This window comes from Sulfurimonas lacustris (assembly GCF_059705355.1).
This window is the reverse complement of sequence record NZ_AP046125.1, coordinates 1,338,239-1,358,584: the sequence shown is the minus strand read 5'-3', so window position 1 is coordinate 1,358,584 and position 20,346 is coordinate 1,338,239. Positions and strand designations below refer to the sequence as shown.

At 38.6% G+C, this 20,346-nt stretch carries 14 protein-coding genes; 12 read left to right on the top strand and 2 right to left on the bottom strand.

What is annotated here, in order from left to right; translation table 11 throughout:
• The first annotated feature begins 13 nt into the window (after positions 1-13).
• A complete protein-coding gene (locus AC6H4V_RS07130) occupies positions 14-2,389 on the top strand; it encodes a sensor domain-containing diguanylate cyclase (RefSeq protein ID WP_497606294.1) in 2,376 nt (791 codons plus the stop codon).
• Here AC6H4V_RS07130 and lolA read toward each other — a convergent pair.
• A complete protein-coding gene (lolA, locus tag AC6H4V_RS07125; protein ID WP_428730665.1) occupies positions 2,379-2,894 on the bottom strand; it encodes a LolA-like outer membrane lipoprotein chaperone in 516 nt (171 codons plus the stop codon). The two genes, AC6H4V_RS07130 and lolA, sit on opposite strands and share 11 nt — an antisense overlap.
• Positions 2,895-3,078: 184 nt before the next feature.
• Between lolA and secA the strand changes: the two genes are divergently transcribed.
• Both secA and AC6H4V_RS07115 read left to right on the top strand, forming a co-directional pair.
• Positions 3,079-5,655 carry a preprotein translocase subunit SecA gene (secA, locus tag AC6H4V_RS07120; RefSeq protein ID WP_497606293.1) on the top strand — a complete coding sequence of 859 codons (2,577 nt, stop codon included), beginning with the start codon at positions 3,079-3,081 and terminating at the stop codon, positions 5,653-5,655.
• Positions 5,652-6,854, top strand: coding sequence for an ABC transporter permease (locus AC6H4V_RS07115; RefSeq protein ID WP_497606292.1), 1,203 nt, complete (start codon positions 5,652-5,654; stop codon positions 6,852-6,854). The genes secA and AC6H4V_RS07115 overlap by 4 nt, the downstream gene beginning before the upstream one ends.
• A gap of 8 nt (positions 6,855-6,862) precedes the next feature.
• On the opposite strand, the gene AC6H4V_RS07110 is transcribed toward AC6H4V_RS07115, so the two are convergent.
• A complete protein-coding gene (locus AC6H4V_RS07110) occupies positions 6,863-10,057 on the bottom strand; it encodes a YhdP family protein (RefSeq protein WP_497606291.1) in 3,195 nt (1,064 codons plus the stop codon).
• On the opposite strand from AC6H4V_RS07110, the gene mltG reads away from it, so the two are divergent.
• The 9 genes from mltG (at position 9,987) to AC6H4V_RS07065 (ending at position 20,346) form a co-directional block, all read left to right on the top strand.
• A complete protein-coding gene (gene mltG, locus AC6H4V_RS07105; protein ID WP_428730468.1) occupies positions 9,987-10,931 on the top strand; it encodes an endolytic transglycosylase MltG in 945 nt (314 codons plus the stop codon). The genes AC6H4V_RS07110 and mltG overlap by 71 nt on opposite strands.
• 140 nt (positions 10,932-11,071) lie before the next feature.
• Positions 11,072-13,246 (top strand): NADP-dependent isocitrate dehydrogenase, encoded by a 2,175-nt coding sequence (locus AC6H4V_RS07100; RefSeq protein WP_497606290.1) that lies wholly within the window; start codon positions 11,072-11,074, stop codon positions 13,244-13,246.
• 163 nt (positions 13,247-13,409) lie between these two features.
• A complete protein-coding gene (mdh, locus tag AC6H4V_RS07095) occupies positions 13,410-14,369 on the top strand; it encodes a malate dehydrogenase (RefSeq protein ID WP_428730466.1) in 960 nt (319 codons plus the stop codon).
• 3 nt (positions 14,370-14,372) lie between these two features.
• Positions 14,373-15,764 carry a class II fumarate hydratase gene (gene fumC / locus AC6H4V_RS07090; RefSeq protein ID WP_497606289.1) on the top strand — a complete coding sequence of 464 codons (1,392 nt, stop codon included), beginning with the start codon at positions 14,373-14,375 and terminating at the stop codon, positions 15,762-15,764.
• Between the two features lie 23 nt (positions 15,765-15,787).
• Entirely contained in the window at positions 15,788-16,963 is a 1,176-nt protein-coding gene (sucC, locus tag AC6H4V_RS07085) for an ADP-forming succinate--CoA ligase subunit beta (RefSeq protein WP_428730464.1), read from the top strand.
• Between the two features lie 11 nt (positions 16,964-16,974).
• Positions 16,975-17,850 carry a succinate--CoA ligase subunit alpha gene (sucD, locus tag AC6H4V_RS07080; RefSeq protein WP_497606288.1) on the top strand — a complete coding sequence of 292 codons (876 nt, stop codon included), beginning with the start codon at positions 16,975-16,977 and terminating at the stop codon, positions 17,848-17,850.
• Positions 17,851-18,000: 150 nt separating this feature from the next.
• Entirely contained in the window at positions 18,001-18,336 is a 336-nt protein-coding gene (locus tag AC6H4V_RS07075; protein ID WP_428730462.1) for a 4Fe-4S dicluster domain-containing protein, read from the top strand.
• Complete coding sequence (locus tag AC6H4V_RS07070; protein ID WP_428730461.1) at positions 18,336-19,487, top strand: 2-oxoglutarate synthase subunit alpha; 1,152 nt, start codon at positions 18,336-18,338, stop codon at positions 19,485-19,487. The genes AC6H4V_RS07075 and AC6H4V_RS07070 overlap by 1 nt, the downstream gene beginning before the upstream one ends.
• A 1-nt stretch (position 19,488) precedes the next feature.
• A complete protein-coding gene (locus AC6H4V_RS07065; RefSeq protein ID WP_428730460.1) occupies positions 19,489-20,346 on the top strand; it encodes a 2-oxoglutarate ferredoxin oxidoreductase subunit beta in 858 nt (285 codons plus the stop codon).

Here is a 20,346-nt window from a genome sequence, read left to right as displayed (position 1 = left end):
GGACTTTTAAATAATGCAAAAAATATATAAATTTATCGTTTTAATTCTTTTTCTTATTGGCGGAACGCTCTTTTTATTTGGCAATTTTATAAACAACTATAACAGCGAGATAGCTAAAACAAAAGAGAAAATCGATGGTGTGAACTTTGCACAAGAGGTGCAAAAATTTATCCTTAAAGTCCAGAAATTGCGTGGCTATAGTCAGTTTGATGAAAATTCGATGAGTGAAGCAGACTATGCTCTTGTTGTGAGCAATGTTACTCTTATCAAGGCAGATGCGCAAAAAGATATCGAAAATAGCAAAAATTTTAAAATACTCTACCCAACACTCTACGATAAAGAGTATGAGTATATTAAAAATGAGATTGAAACTTTGATCAATAGCTCTCTTGAAGACAAGGCGCTTCTGTATCAAAAATACACTTATGTTATCGAACAGCTTCAGGAGAAGATGTACTATCTTGGGTTTAAGTCTAAACTACTCTTGGAGTCTGATGGTGATAAATATTTTCTTATCGATATCATGCTCAAACACCTTCCAAATCTTATAGAGGTTGTTGGAAAAATCAGGGCAAAAACGAGCAGAGCTATACTTGAGAACTCCACAGACGCCGAGCTTCGATACTCTATCAAAAACAACTGCCTTCTTTGTGAAGAGCACGCAAAACAGGCGCAAAAAGCCATCGAAGAGATTCAAGATAGTGATGAGAAGGCAAGACTTTTAGCACATCTTGAAAATGTCACTTTAGAGACAAAAAAGATGCAGGAGTATGTTAAAAAAACGGTTTTGCTTAGCGGTGAAAACATCAAGGCAATCGAATTTTTTACGCTCTCTACTAACGTAATAGATAAGATTTTCACACTCTACCGCGCAGATGCCGAGTTTCTCAATCAAAAGCTACACCAAAAACTAAAAGAGCTTGAACAAGCAAAGCTTTATGGAATTATTATTGGAGTTTTTGTTGTTGTGCTAATTCTTATTATTATTGTTTCAATGGTGAGAAGTTACACGCTCTATGCGCAAAGTGAAAAAAAGATTAAAAACAATCTTACAGCTATTATCAAACTAAAACATGACCTTGAGAAGTGCAATACCATAGAAGAGATAGCCTCACAAGCACTCTACTTTTTTTCAGAGAGGTTTGGCGTTGTGCAAGGGGCGATTTACCTCTTCCATGAAGAGAACAACAAACTCTACCTAGCTTCTTCTTATGCAACTAACGAGATGAAGCCTATTGTTGAGCTTGGAGAAGGGCTTGTTGGCGAAGTCGCAGTTCAAAAAAAATCGATCGCAACGGAGTTTGAGAGTTCTCCAAAAAAGCTCTTTCGTATAGAAAACATCACCGTTACGCCATCGAGCATCTGTACTCTTCCGCTTATGAACTATGAGAAGATTTTTGGCGTTTTGCAGCTTGCTTTTACAAAAAAACATGATATCGTCCACAATGAAGACTTTGCTTATTTTATTGATATGATTATCGGTTTCTTGCGAGATGCAAAATCCTTAGATACAAGTGAAAAATACATCGACCTTATAGACCAGTATGTCATTACCTCTAAAACCAATACCAAAGGAATCATCACAGATGTAAGTGATGCTTTTACTAAGATATCAGGATACACAAAAGAGGAAATTATAGGAAAATCTCACTCTATTGTTGCGCATCCAGAGACGCCAAAAGAGGTTCATGAGGCTCTTTGGAAAACGATTCTTGAAGGCAAGATTTATAAAGGAGAGTTAAAAAATCGTAATAAAAATGGAAATGATTATTGGATAGAGTCCACCATTACGCCACAAATAGATAAGTATGGAAACATCATGGGCTTTTCGGCGATTATTCGTGATATCACAGATAAAAAAAGAATCGAGCACTACTCTATCACGGATGCACTCACTGGACTTTACAATCGACGATTTTTTGATGTGCAGTTTGAGAAAGATTATAAAATTTCAAAGCGAGATGGTAAAAATCTTGTTTTACTGATTGTGGATATAGATTATTTCAAGCAGTATAACGATTTTTATGGACACCAAAAAGGGGATGAAGCACTCAAAGTGGTTGCACAAACGATGCTCTCCCTCTTTAAAAGAGCTAACGACTATGTTTACCGTGTGGGAGGAGAGGAGTTCGCTATCTCTTTTTATGCAGCAACGCAAGAGAATGCACAAGAGAGAGCAGAACTTCTTAGAGTAAGTATCCAAAATCAAAAGATAGAACACGCCTCAAGCACAATTTCAGGCTACCTTTCGCTCTCTATAGGACTCTCCTTTGTGCCAAAAGCATGCACGATGGACGTTACAGAGATATACAAAGTAACTGACAAGGCGCTGTATCGTGCAAAAAATGGGGGAAGAAACAGGGTAGAAATAACGTCTCTTAATCCCTGATAATGTCAAAAGAAAGCGGATAAACTGGAGTAAAAAGGGCTTTATCTATAGTTTGGTTCTGTTTTTGATTTTTAAAAACTATCACGATTTTGTTTTCAAACTCATCTTTATAGGAGATAGACTCTATAAGTTCTCCGTTTATCTTGATGGTAAATTGCGTCTCTTTATAGTTCGCTGTATAGCTGTTTTGAGCATTTTTCTTTGCTTTGCCAATAATCTTAAAAAAATCAAAATTTGACTCTATTTGTCGCACGATAACTTGTTCTATCTCAGGCTCTACAATAGTCGCTTCAAAGTCATTGATGTAAACCTCTTTTTTAATCGGTTTAAAGTAACTCCATCTCGCATTTTGCGGTTTTGAGGCAACTATGTGTCCATTATAGTGAATCGTTTTATTCTCTTCATCCGTGATGCTTTGAACGAAATCTGCATCAAAAGAGGTCATGGAATCAAGCGAAGCAAAAAGCTCCATTGTTAAAAAGAGTGTTACGTAAAAGAGTTTCATTTGTACCTTTGTGTTTTTGAAAAATTATATCTTAGTGACCGTTTACATATTATTTAGTATCTTGCAAAACAGAAGAGGGAGTTTTTACAAAAGTGCCTATTTATGCGATTTCTAATTTTATGTGTGTTAAAATAAAAAGAATTTCTTTAGCGGTGTTTTTTGCCCGCTTACAATAAGGTTGCAGATGCTACAAGCATTAATGGGAAAAATTTTTGGTACTTCAAATGATCGAGAATTAAAAAGATATAAAAAAATGGTAAACAGGATTAACGATTTAGAGCAGAAGTATAAGCCTCTAAGTGATGATGCGCTCAAAGAGGCGTTTAATGCGATAAAAGAGAGCGTTTTGTCTGGAGCACAAAGCTTGGATGATGTTTTGGCGGACTCTTTTGCTATCACAAGAGAAGCAAGTTCAAGAGTGTTAAACATGCGACACTTTGATGTGCAGCTTGTCGGTGGGATAGTTCTGCATGAGGGCAAGATTGCTGAGATGAAAACAGGGGAAGGAAAAACCCTTGTTGCAACGCTTCCTATTGTTCTCAATGCCATGACAGGCAATGGGGTACATCTTGTAACGGTAAACGACTATCTAGCTTCAAGAGACGGCAATGAAATGCGCCCTCTTTATGAGTTTTTAGGTTTTAGCGTTGGTGTTATTTTGGAAAACATGCATGACCCGATGGTAAAGCGAGAAGTTTATGGCGCAGATATCACATACGGAACAAACAACGAGTTCGGATTTGACTATCTTAGAGATAATATGAGCTACTCTCGCCAAAATATGGTCCAAAGAGGACACAATTTTGTTATTGTTGATGAAGTTGACAGTATCCTCATCGATGAGGCGCGAACACCGCTTATTATCTCAGGACCGACAAACAGAACGCTTAAAGATTTTAAAGATGCAAACCGTATCGCTCTTGCTCTTGTAAAAGACGAACATTTTAGTGTGGATGAGAAAGATAGAACGGTTCTTTTGACAGAAGAGGGTATCACAAGAGCAGAAGAACTTTTTGGTGTTGAAAATCTCTACAGCCCTGAAAATGCGTCACTCTCGCATGTACTTGACCAAGCACTTAAAGCAAACTACCTTTTTGAAAAAGATGTTGACTATGTTGTAAACAATGGCGAGGTTGTTATTGTCGATGAGTTTACAGGGCGCCTCAGCGAAGGACGTCGTTATTCGGAGGGATTGCATCAAGCTCTTGAGGCAAAAGAGAATGTTGATATAAAAGAGGAGACGCAAACTCTTGCAGATATCACTTTCCAAAACTACTTTAGAATGTACAACAAACTTGCGGGTATGACGGGAACGGCGCAAACAGAAGCGACGGAATTTGCGCAGATTTATGGTTTGGATGTTATCTCTATTCCTACTAACATACCGATTTCAAGAGTTGACCTAAACGATTTGATTTACAAAACAGAAAAAGAGAAGTTTGAAGCCGTTATCAACACTATCAAAAAACTCTCTCAAACTGGGCAACCAGTGCTCATAGGTACTGCATCTATCGAAAAATCTGAAGCACTTCATGAGTTTCTTAAAAAAGAGAAAATCGCACATACTGTTTTAAATGCAAAAAACCATGCACAAGAGGGTGAAATCATTAAAAATGCCGGTGCGAAGGGTGCTGTAACTATCGCTACAAATATGGCAGGACGTGGTGTTGACATCAAAGTAAATGATGAAGTTAAAGCGCTTGGAGGTCTCTATATAGTCGGAACAGAGAGACATGAAAATCGCCGTATCGACAATCAGCTCAGAGGAAGAAGCGGACGACAAGGTGACAATGGAACGACGCAGTTTTATCTCTCGCTTGAAGATAGTCTTCTTCGCATCTTTGGAAGTGATAAAATCAAGAGCATTATGGAGCGTCTTGGTGTTGAAGACGGTGAGTATATCGAGTCAAAAATGGTAACTCGTGCGGTTGAAAAAGCTCAGAAAAAAGTCGAAAATATGCACTACGAGGGTAGAAAGCATATCGTTGAGTATGATGATGTAGCCAATGAGCAGAGAAAAATCGTCTATAAGTTTAGAAACCAGCTTCTTGATACAGAGTTTGATATAGCATCAAAAGTTGATGAGATACGAGAGCAATATATAGAGCATATTTTTAACAACTCTGGAGTATTTAACGGCGGAGCAAAAGAGGATTTTAACCTAGAAAAAGTGTTCAAAGTACTTCACGAAGAGATAAATCTTGAGCTAAATCCGCCAGACTATGCATCGCTTGAGTACGAAGAGCTCCTTGAAGCAGTAACACAAAATGTGAAAAATGTTTATGATGCAAAGATGAGCGCACTTGACGTCGCTACGCGCGGCGAAGTTGAAAGAGAGCTCTACTTAAAAGAGCTTGATAGCGCATGGAGAGAGCATCTTTATGCAATGGACAACATGAAAACCGGTATTAGACTTCGTGCGTATAACCAAAAAGATCCGCTAGTTGAGTACAAAAAAGAGAGTTTCAACCTCTTCACTGAACTTGTTGAAGATATCAAGTTCAACACCATCAAAACACTTCAAATCATCCAGTTTAGAGTGCAAGACCCAGAAGAAGAGGCGAAGCGCGTTGCTCAACAGCTAGATATGCAAAGAAAGATTCAAGAAGCAGCGATGCAATTTAACCGTCAGCTAGAAGAAGAGGCAAACGACAACAAGGCGAAAGTCTCAAGAAATGACCTCTGCCCATGCGGAAGTGGTAAAAAATACAAACTTTGCTGTGGCAAAAGTGGTCCCAAAAAAGGTGTTTTTGCCTCTTGAAAACATCAATTGTCTCTTACCTAGTAAAAAGGTTTTTACGTTTTGACAACGAACAACCATTTATATTTCTCTCAGCGCTTTTGGCGTTTTTAGGGATATCTCTGGGTGTTATGGTGCTTATTATTGCGATGGCGCTTATGAATGGTTTTGATAATGAGTTTAGAAAAAAACTTACTATTATGAACTATCCTTTGACGATTATGCCAAAGTTTTATGGCGCTGTGAACGAAGACCTTCTCATGACATTAGAGCTAGAGTTTCCAGAACTAGCTTTTAGCCCCTATGTGCAGTCTGCCATCATGGCACGAAGCGGCTCAAAACTCGAGGGTGGCTATATTTTTGGAGTTAATTTTAAGAGTGAAGCAAAGGTCAACAGCGTTGTCAAAAAAGCGATAGAAGAGAAAAGCTTTGAGAAGTTTGATGTTTTGATAGGCAAAACACTCAAAGATGAATTTTTACTTCGTGATGATGATAAGTTGATGTATATCTTTACGCACGTAGAACCAGGTGGGATGAATGTCACTCCAAAAATCAAAAGATTTCAGGTCAAAGGTGTTTTTGACTCAGGACTCTCTGCGTATGATAAAGCATATAACTATACAAGCCTTGAATCGCTTCAGACAATCCTTAACTTGCCAAGCAACCATTATAGTGGAATCCATATTTTTTCCCCAAATCCGCAAGAAGATATTGTAAAAATCAAAAAACTTCTCCCTCAGAGCGTTGCGATTAAAGGGTGGTGGGAAGATAATGTTAACTTTTTTGCAGCATTGGAGTTAGAAAAAGCCTCTCTTTTTATCGTACTGATGCTTATCATCCTCATTGCGGCTATCAACATCATCTCCTCTTTGTTGATGACGGTGATGAACAGAAGAAGCGAAATCGCACTCCTTCTCTCTCTTGGAACAACGCCTGCTGAGATTAAAAAAGTGTTTTTATATCTTGGTATAGTTATCGGAACAAGCGGTATTTTGGCAGGAATCGCTCTTGGTATGAGCGGCTTGTGGGTACTTAGCACTTTTGATATCGTTAATCTTCCAAAAGATGTCTATCCAACCTCTACACTCCCCCTTGATTTGAGTGTACAAGACTTTTTCTCAATCGTTGTCGGCGCTTTTGTTATTGTTATCATCTCCTCTTTTTATCCTGCTAAAAAAGCGAGTGAAGTAGATATCCTTACCGTTTTAAGAAACGAGTAAAAGAAGGATCAGTTCTTCTCTTCTTCGCTTTTGAAGAGTTCAAAAGGGTACATAAGTGTTCTTTTGATGATGTTAAAAGGTGCTACTGCAATATCTTTAGTAACTTGCGTTGTTACATCTGGGTCGTCAAGGGCTCCTGTTACACGCAGGGAGGTGGAGATGTTTTTGTTGCCAAGTAAAATATGTCCAACAAGAGGTATTTTTGAAAAGGAACTGCCAAGATTTGTTATGAGATTGAGATCCAAATCAATTGTGTTTTGTTTTATGCTTGCTTCACCCATTCCCGCGATTTCTATCTCTTTTGAGTTAAGGTAAATATCACTTATTTTATAAACATCTTCTTTGAGTTTAAATTTTGCATATGCCTCTTTTGCAGCTACGCCTTTGATGTTATATCCAGGAAGAGAGAAGGTCATAAGCGAAGGAACGGTGTTTACAAAAGCAAGGACATTGTTTAAAATCTTATAGTCCAAAATGGTTGTATCTTTGATATGAATCGTTCCATCATACTCTTTGAGTGGTCCGCCTATATAAAACTCCATAGAGCCGCCCTTAAATTTGGAGAGAGAGAAGAGTTTTTCCATAAATGTATCACCAAAATTTTTACCATAGAGATAAAATTTTTTCTCTTTGAGCAGAAAATTTGCTCTCCCATCTTGATGCTTTAGCTCTCCACGAAGCGTTCCATCGGCATACTCAAAATGCATACTATCGGAGATAATATTTCTATTTTCGTTCAAATAGAGATAGCATCCCGTAGTGTCGATGGAAATGAGGGGAGAACTTTTCTTTTTATCTTTATCTTTATCTTTATCTTTATCTTCCTCTTCTGTGGCATTGTCATCAAAGATATTGATAACTTCATCTATATTGATTCCAAGATTGTCTGCTTTGATTTGTATGGTGTCTTTGACATCTATGGTGAGAACATCGTTAATCTTGAGCATTGTTTGGCTTTTTTGTGTGTTGTACGCCCCTGCAACAAGATAGCTCTCTACAGGTTTGTTCTCTTCTATAAGAATTTTATGTTTATACTCTGTGTTCAACCAAAACAAGATATCTTTTTGGCTACTCTTTTTTTGTGCTCTAAAGTGACCATTCTCAAGGCTATATTTTTGTAAAATCTCCGATTTTTGTGCTATTTTTTCTAAGGAATCGATTTTGAAAAACCATTCATTTTTATCGAGTAGATACTCAAACTGATACTCTTTGGAGTATATGCGCGTGCTGTTTTTTTTATTTTCAAAAAGAAGTTGTGTTTTGTTTTTACCTGCAAAAATTGAACCAAATGTTTCATTTTGTAAAGAAAACTCAGAGACATCTATCGTTCCAGCTTCATTTTTACGATTGTAGTTAAGACTTGCAGTTGCTTTGAGGATATCTGCATAAGTAAAAGCAGTATTGTTAAGTTTTATAAAATCATCTGAGATGGCGACTGCTACATTTTGAAAATTTACTTTATTACCGTCATTCATGGTAAGCGAGAGGGGATTTTTTGACACAACTGTTGTTGAGCCATCTTTGTAAGTCAGTTGCAATTTAGGAGTTTCATTTATACCGATGCCAAGATAATCCAGCGATAAAAGAGTAAGGTCAAAAAAAGCTTCTTGTGATTCAAAGGAGATGTCTCCCAAAAGCGTAGCTGTTGCTATTCCATCTGCTTTTATATTTGTAGATGGGATTTTTGCTTTAAGGTTTTTTATATCAAAGAGAACTTTTGTGGCATCCACTCCAACGGCATGCTCTTTGTAGTTCCATCGTGATTTTGCTATTTTCAGATAATCTTGTTTTTCATCGATAAAGTAAGTAATGCTAAGCGGCTTCTCACTAGGCATAAGAGAGAGATTTTTGTCAGCAAAAGAGATAGTATCAAATGCAAAATCAAGTTTGCCTATGGACTTTTTAGCTTGCAAATCTAAAGCAACAGTCGCAGTTGCTATATCTTTATAAGCTGCCCTCATTCCTTTTACTTGAACATCAGAATTTTTAAGGACAACATGTGCATCTAAAATATCGATATCAAGTCCCAAATAGTGTATCTGCGACTCTTTTGCATAAAAATCTCCGACTGCCTCAACATCGAGCGTCATGAGGTTTATCTCTAGTGTCAAATCGGTATCTATCATCCCTTTTGTCTGGATAAATGGGAGTTTGATTTCATAATTATTGAGCAGATGGAGTAGGTCTTTGTTTGCTTGACCCTTGAAGAGAAGATGGAGTGTTAAAAACTCCTCTTTTGTAGTAAAATCAATCTTTAGCCAGCTTTTATCAAGAAAAAAATCATAGGAGTAGGCATTTTGAGGTCGGATAAAAAGTACGCCATTTTTAAACTCCAAATCCGTCATTTTTGTTCTAATGGGTGCTACTTTTGTATCATAAGTGTAAATCAAATCATTTGCTACAGCTTTTGCATAGATATTTAGGTATGCATCCTCCATCTTTTCATACTCAAGCCAGCCATAGAGTGCTTGAAGTTCTAAACTTGAGAGCATTATTGCATCGTGAATCCAGTATTTGAGCTCTGGGGCAAAATCAAAGAGTGTTACTATCTGTTTCATATTTTTTATTTTTTGCTCTGATTCTATCGCATAATGTAACTTTTCTCTGTTGCTATGCGTGTAGAGCTTCAGCACTGTTTCGTCTTGTAGAGTAACTTGGAGTGCAGTTGTAAGCTCAAGCGCCTCTTTTGCGGTAAAAACTACATCTCCTTCTATCTTGAGAGCTTTGTTGATGATTTCACACTTTTGAAGCAGAAGATGAAAAAAAGTTCCATCGGAAGTAAGAAGCCCCTCTAGTGCTACTTCTGGTGAGGAGAGCTTTATAAATCCATCATTTGCTTCGCTGTATTTTGCTTCTAAGTTAAAATTATCAAAAGTTACTTTCTCAAGGTTTATCTCTTCAAAGAGGCTAAGGTAGGCAAGTTGTGGTTTCAAGGAAGTAAGAAGAGTTTGAAACTCATCTAAAGAGATCTCTTTTTCTTCTGTTTTTACGATAGTTATCTCTTTGACATGTACTCTTATTTTTTCATCCCATTTTATGTATAATTGCTCCGCTTTAATATTTGAAAACGAGACATTTTGAACAAATATTCCATATTGCAAAAAGATAAAAAGAGTCAAAAGTAGTAAAAATATGAATGATAAAAGAGTGATAGTAGCAAACTGGATTTTTGAGATAGCATTAATAATCGCGTTATCGTTCATGTATTACCTAAATCAGCCTATAAAATCCCCTAGAGTAATATACATTCCCGAAGGTTCGATAAATAAAATTATAACACAAATGCAGCAGAAGCATTACAATGTGACGAAGCTTGATACACTCTTGCTTCGTATCATGGGCTCTCCTCAAAGCGGATGGATTGACATGAAAACCACTGATAATAGCAGATGGGACTTTCTTTATAAACTCACCACCGCTAAGGCTGCTCTTGTGGATATCAGACTTATTCCAGGGGAGACTACTTATATCTTCTTAAATCAGCTTGCAGAGCAGCTTCAACTCAGTAGAGAACTTTTAGAAAAAGAGTATGCGCTTGAGACAAAACAAAAAGAGGGTGCTTTTGCTCCAAATACCTATAAATTGCCAATGGGTATAACTGAAAAAATGGTTATAAAGATTTTGCTCTATGAATCAGATATACAGATGAAAAAAATAGCAAAAATGATTTTTGGGCGCTATGATGAGAAGAAATGGTTACATTTCGTAACAATAGCATCTATCATTCAAAAAGAATCAGCCTCGATTGAGGAGATGCCCCTTGTGAGTTCTGTGATCTACAACAGACTCAAAAAAGGGATGAAACTGCAGATGGATGGCACGCTCAATTATGGTCCATATTCGCATACGAGAGTAACGCCACAGATGATAAAAGAGGACACGTCAACATATAATACTTACCTAAACAAGGGGCTTCCGGAGCATCCTGTCTGTAATGTCAGTTTTGAAGCAATCAGAGCTGCTATTTTTCCTGCACAGAGCGATTATCTCTACTTTATGAAATCCAAAAATGGAACACATGATTTCTCGCGTAACTATTCTACACATTTAGACAATATTAAACGTGCTACAAATTGAAACACTTTTAAAAGAAAAGTAAATAGTTTCGCAATGTTTTGTCATATTATTTATGTTGATGGTAAGATGTCTTTATAAATTTTTGCTCTAAGTGTTACCTTATTGCAAGAATATAAAATATTAAAACCGAGGACAAAAAGATGTCAAAAATTATTTGGTCAAAGATTGATGAAGCACCGGCTTTAGCAACGTATTCGTTATTACCAATCGTAAATGCTTTTACTAAAGCAGCAGGTGTTGAAGTAGTTCTTAGTGATATTTCACTAGCAGGTAGAGTTTTAGCTGCAATGGGTCTTGCAGAAGATGAACTTTCAAAATTAGGTGAACTTTGTCTAAAGCCAGAAGCAAATATCATCAAGCTTCCAAACATCTCAGCTTCTGCTGGTCAGCTTAAAGATTGTATTGCTGAGCTTCAAGCTCAAGGATATGACATCCCTAATTACCCTGAAAATCCACAAACAGAAGAAGAAAAAGCAATTCAAGCTAAATATAGCGCATGTTTAGGTTCAGCGGTTAACCCGGTACTTAGAGAAGGAAACTCAGACAGACGTGCTGCAGTTGCTGTAAAAAACTTTGCTAAGAAAAATCCACATAAATTAAGAGCTTTCTCTGAAAATTCTAAAGCATATGTTGCGCATATGCAAGGAAAAGGTGATTTTTACGGAAATGAGAAGTCTGTAACAGTTGCAAAAGATCAAAAAGTTACTATCGCTCTTAACGGTAAAGAGCTAAAAACTATCAATGCAGTAGCTGATGAAGTCCTAGATGGTACATTTATGTCAGTAAAAGCATTGAGAGCGTTTTATAAACAAACAATCGAGGATGCAAAAGCAAAAGGACTTATCTGGTCTGTACACTTAAAAGCAACTATGATGAAAATCTCTGACCCAATTATGTTTGGTCATGCTTTTGAAATCTTCTTTGCAGATGTGTTTGCTCAATATGCAGATGTATTTAAAGAAGTTGGCGTTAACTCAAACATGGGTATGTCAGACTTAGAGAAAAAAATCAAAGGACATGCTAAAGAAGCTGAAATCAAAGCAGCTTTCCAAGCAGTAGTTAACGCTGATGCTCCAAAAATCGCTATGGTTGACTCTGATAAAGGAACAACAAACTTTAATGCTCCAAACGACATTATTATCGATGCTTCTATGCCGGTTGTTGTTCGTGAGGGTGGTAAACAGTGGGATAGAACAGGTGCAGCACTAGAGACTGTCGCTGTTATTCCAGATTCTACATATGGAATGTTCCACGCTGAGATGGTAGCGGATTGTGTAAAACATGGTCAATACGATGTAACAACTATGGGTACGATGCAAAATATCGGTCTTATGGCTCAAAAAGCTGAAGAGTACGGTTCTCACCCAACTACATTTGAACTTGCAGAGTCTGGTACTGTAACGGTAACTGCTGAGGATGGTACAGTGATGATGAGTTTCGAGTGTGAAGCTGGTGATATCTGGAGAATGTCTCGTGTTAAAGATATTCCAATCCGTGACTGGGTTCGTTTAACAGTTGAGAGAACAAAAATCGAGGGTATCCCTGCAGTATTCTGGTTAGATGAAAAAAGAGCTCACGATGCTGAACTTATAAAAAAGGTTAAAGCGTATTTAGCAGATTTTGATACAACTGGTTTAGATATCCAGTTTATGAATGTAACAGATGCTACGCGTTTCACTAACACTCGTATTCGTGAAGGTAAAAATACAATCGCTGTAACTGGTAACGTTTTACGTGACCACTTAACAGATATGTACCCGATCTTAGAGCTTGGAACATCTGCAAAAATGCTCTCTATCGTTCCATTACTTGCTGGTGGTGGTCTATATGAGACTGGTGCGGGCGGATCTGCTCCTAAGCACGTTGAGCAATTCTTGAATGAGGGTCACTTAAGATGGGATTCTCTTGGTGAATTCTTAGCACTTGCAGAGTCTTTGAGATTTTTAGGTAACAAGCATGCAGATGCAAAATTAACAGCACTTACAGCTGCTCTTGATGTTGCAAATAATTCATACCTCGATAACTCAAAAGAGCCGGGAAGAAAAGTTGGAGAGCCAGATAACAAAGCTTCTCACTTCTATGTTGCGCAGTACTGGGCAAAAGCACTTGCAGAGGGCAGCAACGCAGAGTTAGCAGCAAAATTTGCTCCAGTTGCAAAAGCGTTGATTGAAAACGAAGACAAAATTATGTCTGAGCTTATGGCGGTAGAAGGAAAACCTCAAAATATTGGTGGATATTTCCATCCAAATGATGCATTAGCGGAAAAGGCGATGAGACCATCTGTAACGTTGAATGCAATCATTGATAGCATTTAATATTATTTTATAGACAGAGATTTTTTCTCTGTCTGTTTTTCTTTTTTTATGAAACTTTTTAGTTTTATAAAAAAGGCAAAAAATGTCTTTAGTTGTAGTGTGTTCAAGGGCTTCATTAAGTCTATTTTGTTACCATAATACAATTTAATTTCAAGGAGTGTGTATGAATCAAGGAAAAAGAGTCGGAATTGTTGGTGCTGGAAATGTTGGTGCAACAGTAGCATACTCTTTAGCAATGCTTGGTTCTTGTCATGAGATAATTCTTCGTGATAACAAGATTGATGTTGCTAAAGGAAAAGCGTTAGACATGAGCCAAGCAGCAGCGGCGGTAAGAAGCCATACTGTGGTAAGTGTTGCTGAAGAGATGTCGGATTTGACAAACTGTGATGTTGTTGTAGTAACTGCAGGAAGCCCAAGACTCCCAGGTATGAGCCGTGATGATCTTTTGATGATTAATGCAAACATCACTAAAGATGTTATCGCAGGCGTTGCAAAATATTCACCGGACGCTATCATCATCATGGTTTCAAATCCACTTGATGCTATGACATATGTCGCACTCAGAGAGAGTGGTTTTGAGAGAAGCCGTGTTATAGGGATGGCTGGCATACTTGATAGTGCAAGAATGGCAAGTTTTATACAAGAGAAACTCGGCTACGGAGGAGGGCAAATCAGAGCTTCCGTTATGGGTGGACATGGTGATGATATGGTGCCACTTGCGAGTTACTCGACTGTTGCAGGGGTTCCTTTAGCAAACCTTTTAACACCTGCGGAGATTCAAGAGATTGTTGTGCGTACACGCAATGGTGGCGCTGAGATAGTCGGTCATCTCAAAACAGGCTCTGCTTACTATGCACCTGCAAAAGCAACGGCTATCATGGTAGAAGCGATTCTTAAAGATACAAAACAGATTCATCCATGCGCGGTCTTTTTAGAGGGCGAGTATGGTCACTCTGATGTCGTCTCTGGCGTGCCGGTTATGCTTGGAGCAAACGGAGCTGAAAAAATCATACAAATATCTCTTAATGAAGATGAGAAGAAGATGTTTGAGGGTTCTTGTAACTCTGTTAAGACTTTGATTAGTACGCTCAATAAAAATAATTTTTTTAATAAAGGAGAATAGAGTTTGCGTACACGTATAGAAAAAGACACGATGGGTGAGATTGCAGTACCGATAGATGCTTATTGGGCTGCACAAACACAAAGATCGATTGAAAATTTTGCTATCGGTGAAGAGAAGATGCCTTATGAGATTACAAGAGCATTTTCTTACCTTAAAAAAGCAGTTGCTCTGGTCAATAAAGATTTAGGCAAACTGGATGCTAGAAAAGCTGATGCTATCGCACAAGCTTGTGATGATATGTTGGCTGGAAAACTCGATGATGCTTATCCTCTAGTAGTTTGGCAGACGGGTTCAGGCACACAGTCAAATATGAACAACAACGAGGTTTTAGCGTCTCGTGCAACAGAGATTCTGGGTGGTGATTTTAGAGTAGAAAAGCTTATCCATCCAAATGATGATGTAAACAAGTCTCAAAGTTCAAACGACACATACCCGACAGCTCTTCATGTAGCAGCGGTTATTGCAGTTGAGACAAGAGTTCTTCCTGCTATTGAGAAGTTAAGAGCAACGCTGATAGAGAAGTCACAAAAGTTCGACCATATCGTCAAAATCGGACGTACACACCTACAAGATGCAACACCTTTAACTCTTGGTCAAGAGATTAGCGGTTGGGTTGAGATGCTTAACAAGTGTGAAAAAATGGCAAAAGATTCTCTTGAGGCAGTTCGTGAACTAGCTCTCGGCGGTACTGCAGTCGGAACAGGTCTTAACGCTCATCCGGAGCTTGGAGAGAGAGTTGCACGTAAACTAACAGAGCTTACGGGTCACACATTTGTAACCGCTCCAAATAAGTTTCATGCACTAACTTCTCATGATGCTCTTGTTTTCGCACACGGCGCACTCAAAGCACTCTCGGCAGATATGATGAAAATCGCAAACGATGTTCGCTGGCTTGCTTCTGGTCCTAGATGCGGAATAGGGGAGATTACTATCCCTGAAAATGAACCGGGTTCTTCTATCATGCCGGGTAAAGTAAATCCTACACAAAGCGAAGCGGTAACTATGGTTACATGTCAAGTTATGGGAAATGATGCGGCTATCGGTTTTGCGGCGAGTCAGGGAAATTTTCAGCTCAATGTATTTAAGCCGGTTATTGCGTATAACTTCTTGCAGTCATGCCGCCTCCTAGCGGACTCTATCGTTTCGTTTAACGATAACTGTGCAGTTGGAATTGAACCTGTAGAAGATAAGATAGATTTTTATCTAAACAACTCGCTTATGCTTGTAACTGCACTTAACCCTTATATAGGTTATGAAAATGCGGCAAAAATAGCAAAAACGGCACATAAAAACGGTTCAACTCTTAAGGAAACAGCGATAGAGCTAGGGCTTTTAACTGCTCAAGAGTTCGATAAATATGTTATACCACAAGATATGATATCGCCAAAAGCGTAAATTTTACAAAAAGGAAGAGTTTAATGAATATACATGAATATCAGGCAAAACAAATTTTTGCTAAGTACGGCGTGCCGACACCAAAAGGTTTAATGGCGGAGAGCGTAGATCAGGCAGTTAAAAATGCCGAGATTTTAGGCGGACCTATCTGGGTTGTTAAAGCTCAAATCCACGCCGGTGGTCGTGGTCTTGGTGGCGGTGTAAAGCTTGCTCGCTCTATCGAAGAAGTTGAAAAACTTTCTCGTGAGATTTTAGGGATGACTTTGGTTACTCACCAAACAGGACCTGAGGGCAAACTTGTTCAAAAACTCTACATCGAAGATGGTGCAGATATCAAAGATGAGTTATACCTTGGCGTTGTTCTTGACCGCGCACGTGAGATGCCTGTTATCATGGCTTCAACAGAGGGCGGTATGGCGATAGAGGATGTTGCACACGATTCTCCTGAGAAGATTATCAAAGTAGCAGTTGACCCTGCTATCGGTTTTCAAGGTTTTCACGGAAGAGAGCTTGTGTTTGGTCTAGGTATCACAGACCCGTCTGAGCAGAAAAAATTTATTGATTTTGCTTCAAAACTCTATAAACTCTATATGGAAAATGATGCAGAGATGATAGAGATCAACCCACTTGTAAAAACAGGAAGCGGTGAGTTTTTAGCGCTTGATGGAAAAATGGGATTTGATGATTCTGCACTTGGCCGTCATCCGGATATCGAAGCGATGAGAGATATTAGCGAAGAGGATGCAGACGAGAGAGAAGCTGGCAAATATGGTCTCTCTTATGTTTCACTTGATGGCGAAATCGGTTGTATGGTAAACGGAGCAGGGCTTGCGATGGGTACTATGGATACTATCAACTACATGGGCGGAACTCCTGCAAATTTCCTTGATGTTGGCGGAAAAGCAAATGCTGAGACGGTTGCAAAAGGTTTTGAGATTATTCTTAAAAATCCAAAAGTTAAAGCTATATTTGTAAATATTTTCGGTGGAATCGTTAGATGTGACCGTATCGCAAACGGTATCTTAGAGGCTACAAAACTTGTAGATGTTCATGTTCCGGTAATCGTTAGACTTGATGGTACAAATGCGCCAGAAGCGGCAGAGATTTTAAGAAATGCAAATATCGCAAATGTTATAGCAGCTACAGATTTGGCTGATGGTGCTGCAAAAGCAGTAGCAGCTGCAAAACAAGCTAAGTAAGGAGGGGATTTATGAGTATATTGGTAAACAAAGACACAAAAGTAATCGTTCAAGGTTTTACGGGTAAAGAGGGTTCTTTTCATGCTGAGCAGTGTTTAGCATACGGAACAAAGATAGTAGGCGGTGTTACACCAAACAAAGGCGGAACTGAGCATTTAGGTCAGCCAGTATTTAACACGGTCAAAGATGCAGTTGCTACTACGGGTGCAACTGTTTCTATGATATTTGTTCCGCCTGTTTTTGTGGCAGATGCAGTTATGGAAGCGGCAGATGCAGGAATCGAACTTGCGGTTATCATCACAGAGGGTGCACCAGTTCGTGATATGCAAGCAGCTAAAGCGTATGCGATGAAACATGGCATGAAAACCATAGGGCCAAACTGCCCAGGTATCATCACGGCTGAAGAGTGTAAAATCGGAATTATGCCAGGGATGATTTTCAAAAAAGGAAATGTTGGACTTATTTCAAAGTCAGGTACTCTAACTTATGAGGGTGCAAACCAAGTTTGTAGAGAAGGTTTTGGTATCTCAACTGCGGTTGGTATCGGCGGAGACCCAATTATCGGTCTTTCATATAAGCAACTTTTACCAATGTTTGAAGCAGACCCAGAGACTCACGCAATCGTTATGATTGGCGAAATCGGTGGAGATTTAGAGATTCAAGCAGCGGCATACATCAAAGAAAATATCAAAAAACCTGTTGTGGCGTTTATCGCAGGACAGACTGCACCTAAAGGTAAAAGAATGGGTCATGCCGGTGCGATAGTGAGTGGCGGAGCAGGAACGGCAGCTGAGAAAATGGCAGCTTTGGAAGCAGCAGGCGTAAAAGTTGTTGTTTCACCTGCCGAAATTGGCAAGGCAATTGCAGAGGTTTTGGCAAAAAAGTAACATTTTGAATTTGTGCGAGCTTCATTTAGTAACACTTTCGTTCTTAATGAAGCGTTATGAGCACATTTCAGAGTTGCATTAATTAAAATGAGTTAATCTGTTTTACGCAAATGTATAATTTAAAAGTACTTTAAAAAAAGAGGAGAAGAAATGGGAGCTGCTATGATCGAGTACCCAGGCAATGTGCCAGTGTGGGTAAATACGGGTAATTGTAAAGCGTGTGATATATGTGTATCAGTATGTCCTTCAGGCGTACTTGGAATGAAGTATGATTCAACATCGACGCTAGGAGCAATGATTTCTGTCAATAATCCAGAGTCATGCATAGGTTGTAATGAGTGTGAATTATCGTGTCCTGATTTTGCTATTTATGTTGCAGATAAAAATCAATTCAAATTTGCAAAATTAACAGATGATGCAAAAGAGCGCCAAGCTGCAATCGTTGCAAATAACTATATGGCACTAGACCAAAAAGGAGTGAAATAATGGGAACAAGAGAAGTGATTTCAAGCGGTAATGAACTATCTGCATTAGCTGCAAAAGATGCAGGGTGTAGATTTTTCGGTGGTTACCCGATTACCCCATCAAGTGAAATTATGCATGAAATGTCTGATTTGATGCCAGAAGTTGGTGGAGCATGTATTCAAATGGAAGATGAGATTGCTGGTGTTGCAGCTGCAATCGGTGCTGGAATGAGTGGTGTGAGAACGATGACTGCTACATCTGGTCCTGGTATTTCACTTAAAGCGGAAAATCTCGGTCTTGCTCAAATGACAGAAGTTCCTCTCGTGGTTGTTAACGTTATGCGTGGTGGTCCATCAACTGGCCTTCCAACACGTGTTTCTCAAGGTGATGTTCGCCAAGCAAAAAACCCATCTCACGGTGATTACAGATCTATAACACTGTGTGCTGGAAACCTAGAGGAGTGCTATACAGAAGTTGTAAGAGCATTTAACTTAGCAGATAGATTTATGCAACCTGTTTTTGTTCTTACGGATGAGACTATCGGGCATATGCACGGTAAAGCAATGCTTCCAACAGAAGAGGAAGTGAGAGCTGGTATTGTTCCAAGAAAAACATTTGATGGAGCACCTGAGGACTATCGTCCTTATGGAGTAGGTCCAGACGAAGCAGCTGTACTTAACCCAATGTTTAAAGGGTATAGATACCATTTTACAGGTTTGCATCATGATGCAAAAGGCTTCCCAACAGAAGAGATAGAGACGTGCAGAAAACTGATTCAAAGACTTGAAGACAAAGTTATGGCACATAGAGATGAAATCGAACTTAACGAAGAATTTATGCTTGATGACTTAACTGGTGCAGAGGGTGAAGTTCTTATCATTGCGTATGGTTCAGTATCTCTTGCTGCTAAAGAGTCTATTCGTCACTTACGTGCTGCTGGTATCAAAGCAGGTCTCTTTAGACCGATTACTCTCTGGCCAAGCCCAGCAGAATCGATTAAAAAATACACAGACAAAATTAAAAATGTGTTGTGTGTAGAGCTTAATATTAGACAATATACTGAAGAAGTTGAGAGAGTTTCTGGAAGACTCGACATCCAAGGCCTTTATAAGGTAAATGGAAGAGCAATTTCTCCGTATGAGATTGTAAATAAAGTAAAAGAGGTATTCTAAGATGGCATTTAATTACGATAAATATTTAAGACTTGAAAAGATGCCAACACTTTGGTGTTGGGGTTGTGGTGATGGTGTTATTCTAAAAGCTTTTGTACGAGCGATTGATAAACTAGGCATCAATAAAGATGATGTTTGTGTTGTTTCTGGAATCGGATGTTCAGGAAGATTTTCATCTTACATAGATTTCAATACGGTTCACACAACACATGGTAGAACAGTAGCATTTGCTACAGGTATCAAACTTGCAAATCCAGATAAATATGTCATCTGTGTTGCTGGTGATGGTGACGCGCTTGCAATCGGTGGTAACCACACAATTCATGGATGTAGAAGAAATATTGACATCACAATGATAATGATTAATAACTTTATCTACGGTTTGACAAACTCTCAAACAAGTCCAACAACACCACAAGGTATGTGGACAGTATCGCAAAAAGCTGGAAACATTGACCCGACTTTTAACGCTACAGATTTGGCAATCGCATCTGGAGCATCTTTTGTTGCTAGAGAGACGATGATAGACCCTAAAAAACTTGAAAAAACACTTGTAAAAGCGATTGAGCATAAAGGTTTCTCTTTTATTGATGTTATGTCAAATTGTCATATTAATCTTGGCAGAAAAAACAAGATGGCGTCAGCTATGGAAAACCTTGAGTGGATTGATGGTATTACTATCCCTAAGAAAAAATATGATGAACTTTCTCCTGAAGAACAGTTAAACAAATTCCCAACTGGTATCTTAAAAGAGGATACTGAAGCAAAAGAGTATTGTGAGATGTATGCAGAGATTATTAAAGTGCATCAAGGTGAGAGAAAAACAATCACTCAAAATGATTTTGCGAAAAAAATATAA

Excerpts from the sequence above, each read along its gene's own strand:
- AC6H4V_RS07130 (WP_497606294.1), top strand. The coding sequence starts at position 14 with ATGCAAAAAATATATAAATTTATCGTTTTAATTCTTTTTCTTATTGGC.
- lolA (WP_428730665.1), bottom strand. The coding sequence starts at position 2,894 with ATGAAACTCTTTTACGTAACACTCTTTTTAACAATGGAGCTTTTTGCT.
- secA (WP_497606293.1), top strand. The coding sequence starts at position 3,079 with ATGCTACAAGCATTAATGGGAAAAATTTTTGGTACTTCAAATGATCGA.
- mltG (WP_428730468.1), top strand. The coding sequence starts at position 9,987 with ATGAATGATAAAAGAGTGATAGTAGCAAACTGGATTTTTGAGATAGCA.
- AC6H4V_RS07110 (WP_497606291.1), bottom strand. The coding sequence starts at position 10,057 with ATGAACGATAACGCGATTATTAATGCTATCTCAAAAATCCAGTTTGCT.
- AC6H4V_RS07100 (WP_497606290.1), top strand. The coding sequence starts at position 11,072 with ATGTCAAAAATTATTTGGTCAAAGATTGATGAAGCACCGGCTTTAGCA.
- mdh (WP_428730466.1), top strand. The coding sequence starts at position 13,410 with ATGAATCAAGGAAAAAGAGTCGGAATTGTTGGTGCTGGAAATGTTGGT.
- sucC (WP_428730464.1), top strand. The coding sequence starts at position 15,788 with ATGAATATACATGAATATCAGGCAAAACAAATTTTTGCTAAGTACGGC.
- sucD (WP_497606288.1), top strand. The coding sequence starts at position 16,975 with ATGAGTATATTGGTAAACAAAGACACAAAAGTAATCGTTCAAGGTTTT.
- AC6H4V_RS07075 (WP_428730462.1), top strand. The coding sequence starts at position 18,001 with ATGGGAGCTGCTATGATCGAGTACCCAGGCAATGTGCCAGTGTGGGTA.
- AC6H4V_RS07070 (WP_428730461.1), top strand. The coding sequence starts at position 18,336 with ATGGGAACAAGAGAAGTGATTTCAAGCGGTAATGAACTATCTGCATTA.
- AC6H4V_RS07065 (WP_428730460.1), top strand. The coding sequence starts at position 19,489 with ATGGCATTTAATTACGATAAATATTTAAGACTTGAAAAGATGCCAACA.